The organism is Pukyongiella litopenaei, assembly GCF_003008555.2.
Classification (GTDB): domain Bacteria; phylum Pseudomonadota; class Alphaproteobacteria; order Rhodobacterales; family Rhodobacteraceae; genus Pukyongiella; species Pukyongiella litopenaei.
In genome coordinates this window covers 1,544,880-1,559,857 of record NZ_CP027665.1, presented here as the reverse complement: position 1 = coordinate 1,559,857, position 14,978 = coordinate 1,544,880, and the positions used below count along the sequence as shown (strand labels likewise).

Sequence of the window (14,978 nt, the reverse complement as noted above, 5' to 3'; positions counted from 1 at the left end):
CCTCAGTCGCGGCTGCGCAGGATCCGTGCCGGTCGCGCCGCCAGCGGCCGGGCGGCAAAGGCCAGCCCCGCGAGCAGGGTGGCGGCGATGCCGCCGGACACGATCGCCAGCGCCGCCGGCCAGACCACAGTGAACCGGGTTTCGAACACGAAGCGGCTGACCGCCCAGCCGCCCGCGATGCCGGCGGCCAGCGCCACCAGCCCCGCCGCCGCGCCGAGGATTGCCGCCCGCAGCGCAAAGCTGGCCAGAATGCGCCCGCGGGTCGCGCCCAGCGTTTTCAGGATCGCCGCCTCGTAGGCGCGGGCCGCCTCGCCCGCGGCACCGGCGCCGATCAGCACCAGGAACCCGGTGACCAGCGTGACCGCCGCGCCCAGCGATGTGGCCGACGCCAGCCCGGCGAGGACACCGGACACCCGGTCGATGGCGTCGCGCACGCGGATCGCGGTGATGTTGGGATAGGCCCCGGCGAGATCGCGCAGGATCGTGGCTTCGCCGCTGGCCTCGGCATAGACCGTGGCGATGAAGCTGTGCGGGGCGCCGGCCAGCGCGGCGGGGTTCATCGACAGCACGAACCCCATGCCGGCGGTCGAGAAATCGACCTCGCGGAAGCTGGTGATGGTGGCGGTGATGTCGCGGCCGAGAATGTTGACGGTGATCCGGTCACCCAGCCGCAGCCCCATTTCGGCGGCCTCTTCGGCGGCAAAGCTGACGCGGGGCGGGCCGGAATAGCCGGGGGGCCACCATGTGCCTTCGGTGATGGTGGTGCCGGGCGGCGGCGCATCGGCATAGGTGACGCCGCGATCGCCCCGCAGCACCCAATGGTTGCCGGCAACCTCTTGTGCCGGACGGCCGTTGATGCGGGTGATCACGCCGCGCAGCATGGGGGCGGAGTCGACCCGGCTGACCGACGGGGCCGCGTCGAGCCGCGCCGTGAAGCCGGGCATCTGGTCGCGCTGGATATCGACGAAGAAGAACGAAGGCGCGATGTCGGGCAGGTTGCCGGTGATGGCGCGGCGCAGGTTGCCGTCGATCTGGCTGACCGCGGCCAGCACCGACAGGCCCAGCCCCAGCGACAGCACCACGGACATGGCCTGTTCGCGCGGCCCGCCGATGGCCGCCAGCGCCCAGCGCAGGGCCGGTCGCCCGCGCGCGCCGGATGCGCCGCGCCGCGCCAGGCCGCGGATCGCCAGCGCCGCCAGCGACAGCGCCGCCAGCGTGCCGATGATGCCGCCCGCGGTCCACAGCGTCAGCCAGCGCCGCCCGCTGAACCCGGCGGCCAGCGCCAGCAACAGAGCCAGCGCCGCCAGCGCGAGCAGCAGATAGCGCGGCCGGGGCAGAACGCGGCCCGCCGACAGGGCATCGCGGAACAGGGTGGCGGCGCGGACCTCTTCGGTGCGGGCCAGCGGCCAGAGCGTGAAGATCAGCGCCGTGAGCATCCCGTAGATCGCGGCTTCGGCCAGGGGCAGGGGATAGACCGCAAACACGGCCGGGACCGGAAGGCGGGCCGCGATCAGTGGAGACAGCGCCAGCGGCAGCGCCCCGCCCAGCACGAGGCCCAGCACCACGCCCAGCCCCGACAGCAGGCCGACCTGCAGGAAATACGAGGCAAAGACGGTGAACCGGTCCGCGCCGAGCGTCCGCAGGGTGGCGATGGTGTCCGTCTTGCCCGCGAGATAGGCGCGCACGGCGGCGGACACTCCGATGCCGCCCACCGCCAGCCCGGACAATCCGACCAGCACCAGGAAGGCGCCCAGTCGATCCACGAACCGCGCCACGCCCGGTGCGCCGTTGCGGGCATCCCGCCAGCGCAGGCCGCTGTCGCGGAACGCGGCGCGGGCCGCGTCCGCCAGCGGCGCGAGCGCCGCCCCGTCGGGCAGCAGCAGGCGGTAGTGGCTCGAAAACAGCGTGCCGGGGGCGAGCAGGCCCGAGGTTTCGAGCGCGGCGGAGGCGACGATGCTACGGGGCGCGAGGGCAAAGCCCGCCGCCGCCCCGTCGGGTTCGCCGGTCAGGGTCGCGGTCAGCACGAAGTCGCGGGTGCCAAAGCGCAGCCTGTCGCCCGGCGACAGTCCCAGCCGCTCCACGAGGCCGCGTTCCATCACCACGCCGGGCAGCCCGTCCCGCCCGGCCAGCGCTTGCGCCAGCGTCATCTCCGGGGACAACGCGACCCGGCCCGTCAGCGGATAGGCGTCATCGACCGCCTTGACCTGGGTCAGCGCGCGGTCGGCCGCGTCACCGCTGCCGGCCACCGCCATCGACCGGAAATCGATCACCTCGGATATCGCGGTGGCATGGCGGCGCATCCAGTCGCGTTCCGCGTCACTGGCGCGGCGATAGGTAAAGCTCATCTCGGCATCGCCGCCCAACAGCACCGCCCCGTCGCGCACCAGCCCCGCGTGGATCGCGCTGCGGGTGCTGCCGACCGCGGCGATCGCCGCGACGCCGAGCGTCAGGCAGGCCAGCAGGATGCGGAACCCGCGCAGCCCGCCACGCAGTTCACGCCGGGCGAGACGGGCGGCCATGGGCAGGCTCACCCGGCGGCCTCGGTGGTGGCATCGTCCTCGACCCGGCCGTCGCGCAACCGCACGACCCGATCGCAGCGCGCGGCCAGTTCGGGTGCGTGGGTGACCAGCACCAGCGTCGCCCCGTGACGGTCCCGAAGGCCGAACAGCAGGTCCATGATCGCCGCGCCGTTGGCTTCGTCGAGATTGCCGGTGGGTTCGTCGGCCAGCAGGATCTCGGGGCGCGGGGCCGAGGCGCGCGCCAGCGCGACCCGCTGCTGTTCGCCGCCCGACATCTGCGCGGGGTAATGATCGGCGCGGCCCGACAGGCCGACCGTTTCCAGTTCGGCCGCTGCGCGGGCAAAGGCATCGCGATGGCCCGCCAGTTCCAGCGGCGTGGCCACGTTTTCCAGCGCGGTCATGGTCGGGATCAGGTGAAAACTCTGGAACACCACCCCCATGCGGTCGCGGCGGAACCGGGCCAGCGCGTCCTCGTCCATCGCGGCGAGGTCGTGACCCGATGCGATGACGCTGCCGCCGGTGGCGCGTTCCAGCCCGCCCATCAGCATCAGCGCCGAGGATTTGCCGGACCCGGACGGCCCGACCAGGGCCAGTGATTCTCCGTGCTTCACCTCGAATGTGAGATCGTGCAGGATGTTCACCGGCCCGGCATTGCCGTTCAGCGTCAATGCGGCCTGCCTGAGCGACAACGCGGGTTCGGAAGGGGAAGGCGACATGCGCAAGGTTCTGCTGGCTCTCGTGATTGGTCTGCTGGCCGGCCATTTCAGCACGGCGGCGCGGGCGGAAACGGTTACAGTGGCGATGTTCGGCGACAGTCTGACCCAAGGATACGGGCTCGTCCAGAGCGAAGGGCTGGTGCCGCAGCTGCAGGCGTGGCTGGATGCGCGCGGCGCGGATGCGCGCCTGATCAATGCCGGGGTGTCGGGGGATACGACCGCCGGGGGGCTGGCGCGAATCGGCTGGACCCTGACCGGCGAGGTGGACGCGGTGGTGGTGGCGCTGGGCGGCAACGACATGCTGCGCGGCATCGACCCGGCGGTCAGCCGTGCCAATCTCGACGGGATCCTGGACGCGGCCGACAGGGCCGGGGTCGGGGTGCTGCTGATGGGGATGAAGGCGCCGGGAAATTTCGGCCCGGACTACAAGGCCGCCTTCGATGGCATGTATCCGGACCTGGCGCGGGCGCATGGGGTGGCGCTGCACCCGAACCTGCTGGGTGGCATCGGTCGCGCGGTCGGTGGTGACGCCACCAGGCTGCGGCAGTATTTCCAGGGCGACAACATCCATCCCAACGCGGCAGGGGTGGCGGTGATCGTCGAGGATATCGGGCCGGCGGTGTTCGACCTCACCCGCGAACTGCGGCGGTGATCATGCCCGTCACAGCACGGTGACCACGGTTCCGACCGGCACCCGTTCATACAGGTCCACCACATGTTCGTTCAGCATCCGGATGCAGCCGTTGGACACGGATTGCCCGATGGTCTGCGGCTGGGTGGTGCCGTGGATCCGGAAATAGGTGTCGACCCCGTTCTGGAACAGGTAGAGCGCCCGCGCGCCCAGCGGGTTGTCCGGCCCGCCCGGCTGGACATAGTCGTTGTCCTTGAACCTGCCATAGGTGACGGGATCGCGTTCGATCATCTCGTCGGTCGGGCGCCAGGTGGGCCATTCCTTTTTCACCTGGATGATGGCCGATCCGGTGAATTCCAGCCCCGCCTTGCCGACCCCGACGCCATAGCGGATCGCCTTGCGCGGTTCGGTCACATAGTAGAGGTAGAAGGCACGCGGCACGATCAGGATCTGGCCCGGCAGGAACTGTTTCTTGATCCGCACATATTGCGGCATGGGATCGAACGGCTCGGCCGTCTTGGCCAGCGCCGGCAGGGGCAGGGCGGAGGCCGCCGCGGTGGCAGCCAGGAAATTGCGACGAGAGAACATGATTGACCTTTCACCTGTTGACGGGCACCCATTTTTGGCCCGCAGATGTGAATGGTCAATGAATTTGGGCCACTTCTCCGAAATGTGAAACCCGCGCGGCCATTGGGCCACAGCCCCTTAGACGGCCCTTTTGGGGGCCGCGTCGGGGGAGAAACGGGGCGTGCGGCGATGTGCGCGCGCCCCGCGACAACTCAGACGAGCTGGATGTTCGACGCGCTTTCGCGGCCGTCGCGACCTGCTTCGACGTCGTAGGTCACTTTCTGGTTGTCGGCCAGACCGGTGAGCCCGGCGCGCTCAACCGCGCTGATGTGAACGAAAACGTCCTTGCCGCCCGATTCCGGTGCGATGAAGCCGTAGCCTTTGGTGGCGTTGAACCATTTCACGGTGCCGTTGGCCATGTCCGTGGTCTCCTGTGTTGTGCCGCACGCGGAAGTGCTGCGGCCTGGCGTCTGTCAGTCTTGATCGAGGGACTGAACGCCGTGTTAGGGAGACAGTGGGTCGATAGAGAGTAACGTAGCACCGCGTAGGTGGGCGAGACCGGCGCGAATTGCAAGGGTTTTCTGCGGCGCGCGGCGGTGTCAGGCCGTCGTTTCCGCGGCGATCCAGTCGAGATAGGCGGCATTGGCCTGCATCGTCATCCGCAGGATCGGCGGCACGTCATAGGGGTGCAGCCGGGCGATTTCCGCCTCGACCCGGTCGGCCAGGTCGGGCCGGGTCTTGAGCAGCAGCGGATGTTCCTCGGCTGTCTCGATTTCGCCCTGCCAGCGATAGCGGCTGCGGATCGGGGCATGGCGGTTGGAACAGGCCACCAGCCGCGCCGCGATCAGCGCATCGGCGATCGCATCGGCGGTGTCGGCGTCGGGACAGTTCACGAGAAAGGCGACGAGAGGCATGGGCGGCTCCGGCTGCGACGCCCGGAGCCTATGCGGTTTCGCCGCCGCTGCGAAGGGCAACCGGTGCAAGGGGGACAGGATTTTACCCGGCCTTAACCGGCGCCGTGCTGTGGATGAGCCATGACCTGCTATCGACGTGCCCGTGTTCCGGGCGCCAGGTATTTCTTTACCCTGGCCCTGGCCGACCGCCGCTCGGACCTTCTGGTTCGCGAGATTGCGCTGTTGCGGTGCACCTATGCCGCGACCCGGCAGGAGCGGCCGTTCTGGTGCGATGCCTTTGTCGTGCTGCCGAACCACCTGCACGCGATCTGGACGCTGCCGCCCGGCGACGCGGATTTCTCGACCCGCTGGGGCGCGATCAAGTCCCGGTTCACGCGAGGTGTGAAAGCGTCGGGCAGGATGGGGTTGAACCCCATCCTACGATCCCGGTCAAAGGTGGCGAAAGGCGATGCGGGGATCTGGCAGCGCCGGTTCTGGGAACACCGCATCCGCGACGAGGAGGATTACCGCCGCCACATGGCCTGTTGCTGGGGCAATCCGGTGAAACACGGGCTGGTCGATCGGGCGGTGGATTGGCCCTATTCGTCGATCCATCGCGACATCCGAGCCGGCCGGGTCGACCCGGACTGGGCCGGGGGTGTCGAAACCGGTGACTACGGCGAACCGTAGGATGGGATTTCATCCCATCCTGAGCGGGTATCGGTGGCGATGGGGTGGAACCCCATCCTACGCTTGCTAGGGTTGGGCGGTGCCAGTGATGCCATTTACCTCTAAGGTTTTTGCGATCGGGCCAAGCGTACGGAACAAGTCGCTAGCAACCTGCTTCATCATAGGGTGGGATGGTGGTTTGCCAAAAATCCGATGCGAAACGTTAAAGCGATGCATGTCCTTGACTTCCGGCTCCTTTGAGTTGCCTCTGAAGATCGGCACGTCAAAATGAACGCCGCCTAGCTTTCTAGCATACAACAAAATGATTTTCTTTGGGGTTACGGAACGTCCCCCAAGAATGCCTATCTCAGAGGCGAGGTATTCTTCACAGCTTTGAACTATGTCCCACGGTGGTTGGGGCATTGGGGGGTGATTGCCCGCTGATTTTGGCGCAAATATTTGATATAATGGATCTAAATCCGATATTTTTCGTTCTGTTTTTGGGCCTCGAAACACATACCTCGTCACAAGGAGTTCTAGCGCAGTACGTTTGGCCACATAAGACGCCACTGAGTGCTGATCTATAAATAGGCGTCGAAGCAACCCTGATGCGCGTAACATGTTGTAATGGCTGTTCGCGTCAGATCGTAGTGCCTGTTGGAGGCTCAAATAATCATTGAATAGTATGTAGGCCGCTTCTCGAAAGACGTTGTCGCGTCGGTACTCTTCCGAGATTCTAGGGCAAATTATGTTTGCCATATTTCATCGCCGCAGAGCGTAGTAACGTCAGGTTGGATTTGAAGTTTGTTCGAATCAACGAGAAAACTTCTTATACTTCAACCGCTTCGGCTCCAGTGCATCCGGCCCCAGCCGCCGCTTCTTGTCCTCTTCGTAATCTTCGAAGTTGCCTTCGAACCATTCCACATGCGCGTCACCCTCGAACGCCAGGATATGGGTGCAGATACGGTCGAGGAAGAAGCGGTCGTGCGAGATCACCACTGCGCAGCCGGCGAAATCGACCAGCGCGTCTTCGAGCGCGCGGAGCGTTTCGACGTCGAGATCGTTGGTCGGTTCGTCGAGCAGCAGCACGTTGCCGCCCTCTTTCAGCAGCCGCGCCATGTGCACACGGTTGCGTTCGCCGCCCGACAAGAGGCCGACTTTCTTCTGCTGATCGCCGCCCTTGAAGTTGAACGATGAGCTATAGGCGCGGCTGTTCACCTGCGCGTCGCCCAGTTCGATCAGCTCGGCCCCGCCCGAGATCGCCTCCCACACCGTGTCGCCGTCGTTCAGGTCGTCGCGGCTCTGGTCCACGTAGGACAGCTGCACCGTGTCGCCATAGTCGATGCTGCCCGCATCGGGCTCCAGCTGACCGGTCAACATGCGGAACAGGGTCGATTTGCCGGCGCCGTTGGGGCCGATCACGCCGACGATGCCGCCCGGCGGCAGCGAAAATGACAGGCCCTCGATCAGTTGCTTGTCGCCCAGGTGCTTGGCCAGGCCGTCGACCTCGATCACCTTCGAGCCCAGCCGCGGGCCGTTGGGGATGACGATCTGCGCGCGGGTGATCTTGTCGCGTTCGGACTGGCCCGCCAGTTCGTTATAGGCGTTGATCCGGGCCTTCTGCTTGGCCTGCCGCGCCTTCTGGCCCTGCCGCATCCATTCCAGTTCGCGTTCCAGCGTCTTCTGGCGCGACTTGTCCTCGCGGGCCTCCTGCGCCAGCCGCTTGGCCTTCTGTTCCAGCCAGGCCGAATAGTTGCCCTCGTAGGGAATGCCCCGTCCGCGATCCAGTTCGAGGATCCACCCGGTGATGTCGTCGAGGAAATAGCGGTCATGGGTGACGATCAGGCAGGTGCCCTTGTAGTCGATCAGGTGCTGTTGCAGCCAGGCGATGGTTTCCGCGTCCAGGTGGTTGGTCGGTTCGTCCAGCAGCAGCATGTCGGGGGCTTCGAGCAGCAGCTTGCACAGCGCCACGCGTCGTTTTTCACCGCCCGAGAGCGTCGCGACATCGGCATCGTCCGGCGGGCAGCGCAGCGCCTCCATCGACACGTCGATCTGGCTGTCGAGATCCCACAGGTTCTGGGCGTCGATCACGTCCTGAAGCTCGGCCATCTCGGCGGCGGTTTCGTCGCTGTAGTTCATGGCGAGGTCGTTGTAGCGATCGAGAATGTCCTTCTTTTCCTTGACCCCCAGCATGACGTTCTCGCGCACGCTGAGCGCCGGGTCCAGATCCGGTTCCTGCGGCAGATAGCCGACTTTTGCGCCGTCTGCGGCCCAGGCTTCGCCGGTGAAATCCCTGTCCAGACCGGCCATGATCTTCATCAGGGTCGATTTGCCCGCGCCGTTGACGCCGACGACGCCGATCTTGACGCCGGGCAGGAAGGACAGGTGGATGTTCTCGAAACATTTCTTGCCGCCGGGATAGGTCTTGGAGACGCCCTGCATGTGGTAGACATATTGATAGGCGGCCATGGTTCTTCCTGTTCTGTCCGGGTCAATGTCACCGGGCTTGATAGCGAAGCCGCGACGCGGGGGCAATCGCGATGCTGCGTCATGCGGGCGCTGCGCCTTTCGGCTGGCGGGGCGCCGGTCGGCATGGCATACCGTCGCCCGAGGAGCCGGGATGAACCTGAACCTGCCACGACGACTGATGGCCGCCTTCGTGCTGTTCGCGGCGCTGGATTTCGCCGGTGTCGGGTCCGCGCATTCGGCGGCCCGCACCGCGGCGGCGCTGGGGCCGGCATCGGCCGGATACGATCTGGCCGATATCTGCGGTGCCGGCGGTGCCGGGGATGCCATCGCGGCCCGCGACTGCCCCTGGTGCCGGGTCGCCGAGATCGTGGCGCTGCCCGGGCTGCTCTGCCCGCCGATGCCGATGGTGCTGGAGCCGCAAGCGACGCGCCGCCCGGACGCAAGCGGGCGGCTCGCCACGCCCTCATATGGCCGGACACCACCGGCCCGCGCACCGCCGCGCCCTGTCTGAAAACCGACTTCTTCAAACCCATCGCTCTGCGGGGCGGTGGCCGGATATCTCTGACAGGACTGAAATCAATGAAACTTGTGAAACTGGCGGCGCTGCTTGCCGCAACCACGCTTGCTGCGCCGGTCTTTGGTCACGCATCGCTCGAAACCCAGAAGACCGCCGCGGGCGGCGGCTACAAGGGGGTGATGCGGATCGGCCATGGCTGCGACGGGCAGGCGACGCTGATCGTGCGGATCGACATCCCCGAAGGCGTGATCGCGGTCAAGCCGATGCCCAAGGCGGGTTGGACGCTGGAGACCGTGACCGGAGATTAAGAACACGAATACGACTATTTCGGGACCCCGATGACGGCGGGCGTCACGCAGATCAGCTGGAGCGGCGAGCTGCCCGACGCGCATTACGACGAGTTCGTGTTCAAGGCGTGGATCGACGCCTCGGTGGTGCCGGGGCAGGTGATCTATTTCCCGACGGTGCAGGAATGTGCCGACGGGCGCGAGGAATGGGTGAACCGGCCCGCCGCCGGTCAGGACAGCCATGACATCGACGGCCCCGCGCCGGGGCTCGAGATCATCGAGGGCGGCCAGGCGCATCATTGAGGCGTTCCTGCGCTTTCAACAACACGGGACGGGCGGCGGTTACCGCCCGTTTCCCTGCGCGAATATGGACATTCCCGCCGGCCCGGCTCATGAAAGGCGCCACTGGGAGAGGCTGAGATGCGTCATGTCGTTCCGTTCGCCCGCGCCGGCATGACCGTGGGGCTGTTCGGCGGGTCGTTCGACCCGCCCCATGCCGGTCATGTGCATGTCACGCGCGAGGCGCTGAAGCGGTTCGGGCTGGATCGCGTCTGGTGGCTGGTCAGCCCCGGCAACCCGTTGAAGGCTCGCGGCCCCGCGCCGCTGGAGGCGCGGATGGCGGCGGCGCAGGCGCTGATGCGGCATCCGCGTGTCGAGATCACCGATATCGAGGCGCGGCTGGGAACCCGCGCCACCGCCGACACGCTGGCGGCGCTGCGGGCGCGGTATCGGGGGGTACGGTTCGTCTGGCTGATGGGGGCCGACAACCTGGTCCAGCTGCATCGCTGGCAGAACTGGCGGTCGATCATGGAAACGGTGCCGGTGGGCGTGCTGGCCCGGCCCGGCGACCGGATTGCGGCGCGGATGTCCCCGGCGGCGCGGATCTATGCCCATGCCCGGCTGGACGGCCCGGCGGCGCATCTGCTGGCGCAGTCGTCCCCACCGGCATGGTGTTTCGTGAACGTTCCGATGACGCATGAAAGCTCGACCGCCATCCGGGCCCGTGGCGGCTGGTCAGCGCCGCAACATGGCCGAGATCAGCCCGGCTCCGATCACCAGCGCTAGCCCGGCCCAGGTCAGCGCGTCGGGCAGATCGCCGAAGGCGATCCAGCCCAGCCCGGTCGCCGCGATGAGCTGGAAATAGACCAGCGGCGCCATCCGCGATGCCGGCGCGCGGGCATAGGCGACGATCAGCAGCATGTTGCCGAGCATCGAAAAACCGGCGCTGGCCAGGGTCAGGACGATCACCGGCGCGGTCAGCGGGGGTGTTTGCGGCAGGCCGACGGGTGCCAGCAGAACCGCGCCCAGCAGCAACTGGGTAAAGCTCAGCCCCCGCGCGGTGCCCAGATGCGCCAGCCAGCGCGATGCGGTGAGATAGGCCCCGTAGAACAGCCCCGCCAGCAGCGCCCAGCCGATGCCCGGCGCGCCGCCGAAGCCGGGGCGTGCGACCAGCAGAACGCCTGCAAACCCCAGCCCCATCAACGCAACGCGCAGCGGTCCGACCGGTTCGCGCAGGAAAAGGACGGACAGCGCAAAGCTGACCATCGGGCCGATGAAGAAGGCGGCGAACACATCGGCCATCGGGGCGGTGCGCAGCGCGGTCTGGATCGACAGGATGCCGCCGGCGAGAAACATGGCCCGCAGCCATATCCGCCAGTCGCGCAGCAGGCGCCAGGGTATCCGGCCGAGAAACGGCAGGATCATCAGCGTCCCCAGCGCAAAGCGCGACCAGCCGACAAAGGCGGGCGCGACACCATGCCCGCCGGTCAGCAGCTTGCCCGCGAGATCCCCGGCAGGGATCATCGACATGGCAATGAACATGAGAATGACCGCCTGCCCCATGCGTCGCCATTATCACCCCCGTGCAGACAGAGGAACCCGGCCGGATGTATGCTTGTCCCGCGATGCAAGCTGGGGTTAAGTGCGGCCATGACGGGTAACACCACGCGGCGGGGTTTTCTGGGCGGGCTGGGCGCGCTGGCGCTGGCCGGGCCGGGCTGGGCGCGCGCGCCCGAGATGTCGCTGCGCCCCCATGCGCGCGGTGCGGGATTTGCCGCAAGGGCCGCCGGTGGGATCGAGGGGCTGATCGCGCGGTTCGGGTTGCCCGGTGCCGTGGCCTGTTCGGTGGCCGATGTCGAAACCGGCAAGATGCTGGAGAGCGCGTCCGGTGACGCGGGGCTGCCGCCGGCCAGCGTGGCCAAGACGCTGACCGCGCTCTATGCGCTCGACGTGCTGGGAGCCGATCACCGGTTTTCCACCCGGCTGCTGGCGAACGGGCCGGTCGAGAATGGTGTTCTGCAAGGTGACCTGATCCTGTCGGGCGGTGGCGACCCGGTGCTGGTGACCGACGATCTGGCGGCGATGGCCGCGGCGCTGAAAGAGGCGGGTATCGGCGAGGTGCGCGGCGCGTTCCTGGTGCATGACGGGATGCTGCCGCATGTTCGCAGTATCGACCCGGGCCAGCCCGATCAGCTGGCCTATAGCCCGGCGGTGTCGGGTATCGCGCTGAACTTCAACCGGGTGCATTTCGAATGGAAACGCGCGGGCGAGGGGTATTCTGTCACCATGGACGCGCGCACCGGGCGTTACCGGCCGGATGTGCAGATGGCCAGCATGCAGATCAGGCCGCGCAAGATGCCGGTCTATACCTATGCCAACGGTGGCGACGCGGATCGCTGGACCGTGGCTTCGGCGGCGCTGGGCGATGGCGGCGCGCGGTGGCTGCCGGTGCGCAAGCCGGCGCTGTATGCCGGGGACGTGTTCCGCACGCTTGCGCGGTCGCATGGCATCGTGCTGGAGCCCGCACGGGTGATCACCTGGCTGCCCGAGGGCACCGAGGAGCTCGTGCGGCACCGGTCGCAGGAGCTGCGCCCGATGCTGAAGAACATGCTGAAATTCTCGACCAACATCACCGCCGAGATGGTGGGGCTTTCGGCGAGCGTGGCGCTGGGGGGGCGTCCCGAGACCCTTAAGGCCTCGGCGGCGCGGATGAGCGCATGGGCGGCACGGCGGTATGGCATGACCGGGACCGCGCTGGCCGATCATTCGGGGCTGGGCGATGCGTCCCGGATGACGCCCAACGATCTCGTGGCCGCGCTGCTGCAGGCCCGCAAGTCGGGTATCCTGCGGCCGCTGCTGAAACCGATCGGAATGCGCGACCGCCACGGCCGCATCGTCGACGACCATCCGGTCAAGGTGGACGCCAAGACCGGCACGCTCAACTTCGTGTCCGGGCTGGGCGGATTTCTCACCGCCGCGGACGGGCGGGAAATGGCCTTTGCCATCTTTACCGCCGACATGGAACGCCGCGCCCGCATCGCGCGCGCCGACCGCGAACGGCCCGAGGGCGCCCGCGAGTGGAACAGCCGGGCGCGGATGTTGCAGGCCCGGCTGCTGGAGCGCTGGGGCACGATCTACGGCAGCTAGCCGCAGGCCATTCAGGTCAGGTGCCGCGCCCGCGCGCCGCGTTCGATCGCCGCGGCGTGCAGCCGGTCGATATTCAGTTCGTACCGCATCTCTTCCAGCAGCCGGTTTTCCGGCCCCGCGACCTTGCCATCGGCGGCGGCCACGTCGCAGGCCAGCGCATAGGCGGTTTCATAGAGCCGCTCCGGCAGGTTTTCGCGGATCAGCCCGAACAGCGCGTCGAGCCCGTCCTCCTGTTCGATCAGGTCGAAGACGATCTGCGACACCACGTTCATGCGGTCGATATCGTATTCGGCAAAGATCGGCAGGTTGTTGACCGCCGACTGGATCTTGACCAGTTCCGAGGTGCGGATGTTCTCGTCGGAGGCGGATACGGTGACCATCACGGCCACGAGGCAGTCCTGCGCGGAAAGCACATGGGTGTCTGAGTTGCTCAAGGTGCTGGCCTTTCGGGAAGTTCCGTTGCCGTGCAGATTATTGACGGCTCAGCCCCGGCACAATAGGTAGCGGCGCATCGCCGCGCCGCAGCGGCCAGATCCCGGAGAACGACATGACCCAGTTGCGCGATACCGCCCTTGCGTCCAAGGCCTGGCCTTTCGAGGAAGCGCGCCGGGTGTTGAAACGGTATCGCAATGGGCCGCCCGAAAAGGGCTATGTGCTGTTCGAAACCGGCTATGGGCCCAGCGGTCTGCCGCATATCGGCACCTTCGGCGAGGTGCTGCGCACCACCATGATCCGCCGCGCCTTTGCCGAGATCAGCGATATTCCCACCCGGCTGATCTGTTTCTCGGACGATCTCGACGGGATGCGCAAGGTGCCCGGCAACGTGCCGAATCGCGACATGCTGGCCGAACATTTGCAAAAGCCGCTGACCAGCGTGCCGGACCCGTTCGGCACCCATGACAGTTTCGGCGACCACAACAACGCGATGCTGCGGCGGTTTCTCGATACGTTCGGGTTCGACTACGAGTTCGTGAGCGCCACCGAATTCTACCGCTCGGGCCAGTTCGACGACGTGCTGCTGCGTGCCGCCGAACGCTATGACGACATCATGAAGATCATGCTGAAGAGCCTGCGCGAAGAGCGCCGGCAGACCTATTCGATCTTCCTGCCGATCCATCCCGAAACCGGCCGGGTGCTCTATGTTCCGATGAAGGAGGTGAACGCCGGGGACGGCACCGTCACCTTCGACGACGAGGACGGGCGCGAATGGACGCTGCCGGTCACCGGCGGCAACGTGAAATTGCAGTGGAAGCCCGATTTCGGCGCTCGCTGGGCGGCGCTGGGCGTCGATTTCGAGATGTATGGCAAGGACCATTCCACCAACACGCCGATCTATGACGGCATCTGCCGGGCGCTGGGCGCGCCGGCGCCCGAGCATTTCACCTATGAGCTGTTTCTCGATGAGAACGGGCAGAAGATCTCGAAATCCTCGGGCAACGGGGTCAGCATCGACGAGTGGCTGACCTATGCCAGCAGCGAGAGCCTGTCCTATTTCATGTACCAGAAACCCAAGACCGCCAAGCGGCTCTATTTCGACGTGATACCCAAGGCAGTGGACGAGTATCACCAGCAGTTGCGGGCCTATCCGGAGCAGGATGAGAAGGCACGGCTGAATAACCCGGTCTGGCATATCCATGGCGGCCAGGTGCCGGAATCGAACATGCTGGTGCCGTTCGCGATGCTGTTGAACCTGGCGTCCGTATCCGGGGCCGAGAACAGGGAACGGCTGTGGGGGTTCATCAACCGCTACGCCCCCGAAGCCACGCCCGAGAACAATCCCGACATGGATGCGGCGGCGGAATGCGCGGTGCGGTATTTCAACGATTTTGTAAAGCCGACAAGGGTTTACCGCGCGCCGACCGACCTGGAACGCGAGGCGCTGGAGGCGCTGCGCGGCGACCTGGCGCGCTATGACGGTGCGTTGGATGACGAGGCGCTGCAATCGGTGGTCTATGCCGTGGGCCGCGACCGGTTCGACCCGCTGCGCGACTGGTTCAAGGCGCTTTATGAGGTGCTGCTCGGCGCCAGCCAGGGGCCGCGGTTCGGCGGGTTCATCGCGCTCTACGGGGTGGATGAAACCGTGGCGCTGATCGACGCGGCGCTGGCGGGCGAACTGGCCTGACGGACTGGCCTGACGGACCGGCCCGCGCCCGGCGAATGACCCGACCCTGCGGATAGGGCTGGCCCGGTGTCTGACGCGCGGCCCGTGCAGCCTGTGCAGCCTGTGCGCAACGGGCACCGTGACGGTGCCGTGAGAACCCCTTAACGGTTCGGTATTACTTCC

General features: G+C 66.8%; 14 protein-coding genes and 1 pseudogene. 7 read left to right on the top strand and 8 right to left on the bottom strand.

Annotated features, from left to right (window positions below):
• Nucleotides 1–2: 2 nt before the first annotated feature.
• Together C6Y53_RS07895 and C6Y53_RS07890 are read right to left on the bottom strand one after the other, a co-directional pair.
• Entirely contained in the window at nucleotides 3–2,531 is a 2,529-nt protein-coding gene (locus tag C6Y53_RS07895; RefSeq protein WP_106471936.1) for an ABC transporter permease, read from the bottom strand.
• The gene (locus tag C6Y53_RS07890; protein ID WP_211299494.1) at nucleotides 2,528–3,235 is read right to left on the bottom strand and encodes an ABC transporter ATP-binding protein; all 708 of its coding nucleotides are present in this window, start codon (nucleotides 3,233–3,235) and stop codon (nucleotides 2,528–2,530) included. The genes C6Y53_RS07895 and C6Y53_RS07890 overlap by 4 nt, the downstream gene beginning before the upstream one ends.
• On the opposite strand from C6Y53_RS07890, the gene C6Y53_RS07885 reads away from it, so the two are divergent.
• On the top strand, nucleotides 3,234–3,887 hold the full coding sequence (locus tag C6Y53_RS07885; protein ID WP_106471934.1) for an arylesterase: 654 nt from the start codon (nucleotides 3,234–3,236) through the stop codon (nucleotides 3,885–3,887). The two genes, C6Y53_RS07890 and C6Y53_RS07885, sit on opposite strands and share 2 nt — an antisense overlap.
• A 9-nt stretch (nucleotides 3,888–3,896) precedes the next feature.
• On the opposite strand, the gene C6Y53_RS07880 is transcribed toward C6Y53_RS07885, so the two are convergent.
• The 3 genes from C6Y53_RS07880 to cutA all read right to left on the bottom strand — a co-directional run bounded on the left by C6Y53_RS07880 (nucleotide 3,897) and on the right by cutA (nucleotide 5,347).
• Entirely contained in the window at nucleotides 3,897–4,454 is a 558-nt protein-coding gene (locus tag C6Y53_RS07880) for a L,D-transpeptidase (RefSeq protein WP_106471933.1), read from the bottom strand.
• A 191-nt stretch (nucleotides 4,455–4,645) separates the two neighbouring features.
• Nucleotides 4,646–4,852, bottom strand: a complete 207-nt coding sequence (locus tag C6Y53_RS07875; protein ID WP_106471932.1) for a cold-shock protein — start codon at nucleotides 4,850–4,852, stop codon at nucleotides 4,646–4,648.
• A 180-nt stretch (nucleotides 4,853–5,032) separates the two neighbouring features.
• A complete protein-coding gene (gene cutA / locus C6Y53_RS07870) occupies nucleotides 5,033–5,347 on the bottom strand; it encodes a divalent-cation tolerance protein CutA (protein WP_106471931.1) in 315 nt (104 codons plus the stop codon).
• A 120-nt stretch (nucleotides 5,348–5,467) separates the two neighbouring features.
• On the opposite strand from cutA, the gene C6Y53_RS07865 reads away from it, so the two are divergent.
• Nucleotides 5,468–6,016, top strand: coding sequence for an REP-associated tyrosine transposase (locus tag C6Y53_RS07865; protein ID WP_106471930.1), 549 nt, complete (start codon nucleotides 5,468–5,470; stop codon nucleotides 6,014–6,016).
• Nucleotides 6,017–6,808: 792 nt separating this feature from the next.
• Here C6Y53_RS07865 and ettA read toward each other — a convergent pair.
• Complete coding sequence (gene ettA / locus C6Y53_RS07860; RefSeq protein ID WP_106471929.1) at nucleotides 6,809–8,464, bottom strand: energy-dependent translational throttle protein EttA; 1,656 nt, start codon at nucleotides 8,462–8,464, stop codon at nucleotides 6,809–6,811.
• Nucleotides 8,465–8,615: 151 nt separating this feature from the next.
• On the opposite strand from ettA, the gene C6Y53_RS07855 reads away from it, so the two are divergent.
• From C6Y53_RS07855 to C6Y53_RS07845, 3 genes and pseudogenes are all read left to right on the top strand, one after another.
• A complete protein-coding gene (locus C6Y53_RS07855; RefSeq protein ID WP_149615500.1) occupies nucleotides 8,616–8,975 on the top strand; it encodes a hypothetical protein in 360 nt (119 codons plus the stop codon).
• A gap of 68 nt (nucleotides 8,976–9,043) precedes the next feature.
• Nucleotides 9,044–9,571 (top strand): annotated as a pseudogene (locus C6Y53_RS07850) (YcnI family copper-binding membrane protein).
• Between the two features lie 117 nt (nucleotides 9,572–9,688).
• Nucleotides 9,689–10,333, top strand: coding sequence for a nicotinate-nucleotide adenylyltransferase (locus tag C6Y53_RS07845; RefSeq protein WP_106471927.1), 645 nt, complete (start codon nucleotides 9,689–9,691; stop codon nucleotides 10,331–10,333).
• On the opposite strand, the gene C6Y53_RS07840 is transcribed toward C6Y53_RS07845, so the two are convergent.
• Nucleotides 10,283–11,089 (bottom strand): DMT family transporter, encoded by an 807-nt coding sequence (locus tag C6Y53_RS07840; RefSeq protein WP_244614975.1) that lies wholly within the window; start codon nucleotides 11,087–11,089, stop codon nucleotides 10,283–10,285. The two genes, C6Y53_RS07845 and C6Y53_RS07840, sit on opposite strands and share 51 nt — an antisense overlap.
• A 108-nt stretch (nucleotides 11,090–11,197) precedes the next feature.
• Between C6Y53_RS07840 and dacB the strand changes: the two genes are divergently transcribed.
• Nucleotides 11,198–12,694, top strand: a complete 1,497-nt coding sequence (gene dacB, locus C6Y53_RS07835; protein ID WP_106471925.1) for a D-alanyl-D-alanine carboxypeptidase/D-alanyl-D-alanine endopeptidase — start codon at nucleotides 11,198–11,200, stop codon at nucleotides 12,692–12,694.
• Nucleotides 12,695–12,705: 11 nt separating this feature from the next.
• Here dacB and C6Y53_RS07830 read toward each other — a convergent pair whose 3' ends face one another.
• Complete coding sequence (locus tag C6Y53_RS07830) at nucleotides 12,706–13,074, bottom strand: tellurite resistance TerB family protein (protein WP_425300358.1); 369 nt, start codon at nucleotides 13,072–13,074, stop codon at nucleotides 12,706–12,708.
• Nucleotides 13,075–13,241: 167 nt separating this feature from the next.
• Here C6Y53_RS07830 and C6Y53_RS07825 point away from each other — a divergent pair, with 167 nt between their 5' ends.
• Nucleotides 13,242–14,816 carry a lysine--tRNA ligase gene (locus C6Y53_RS07825; RefSeq protein ID WP_106471923.1) on the top strand — a complete coding sequence of 525 codons (1,575 nt, stop codon included), beginning with the start codon at nucleotides 13,242–13,244 and terminating at the stop codon, nucleotides 14,814–14,816.
• Nucleotides 14,817–14,978: the final 162 nt, after the last annotated feature.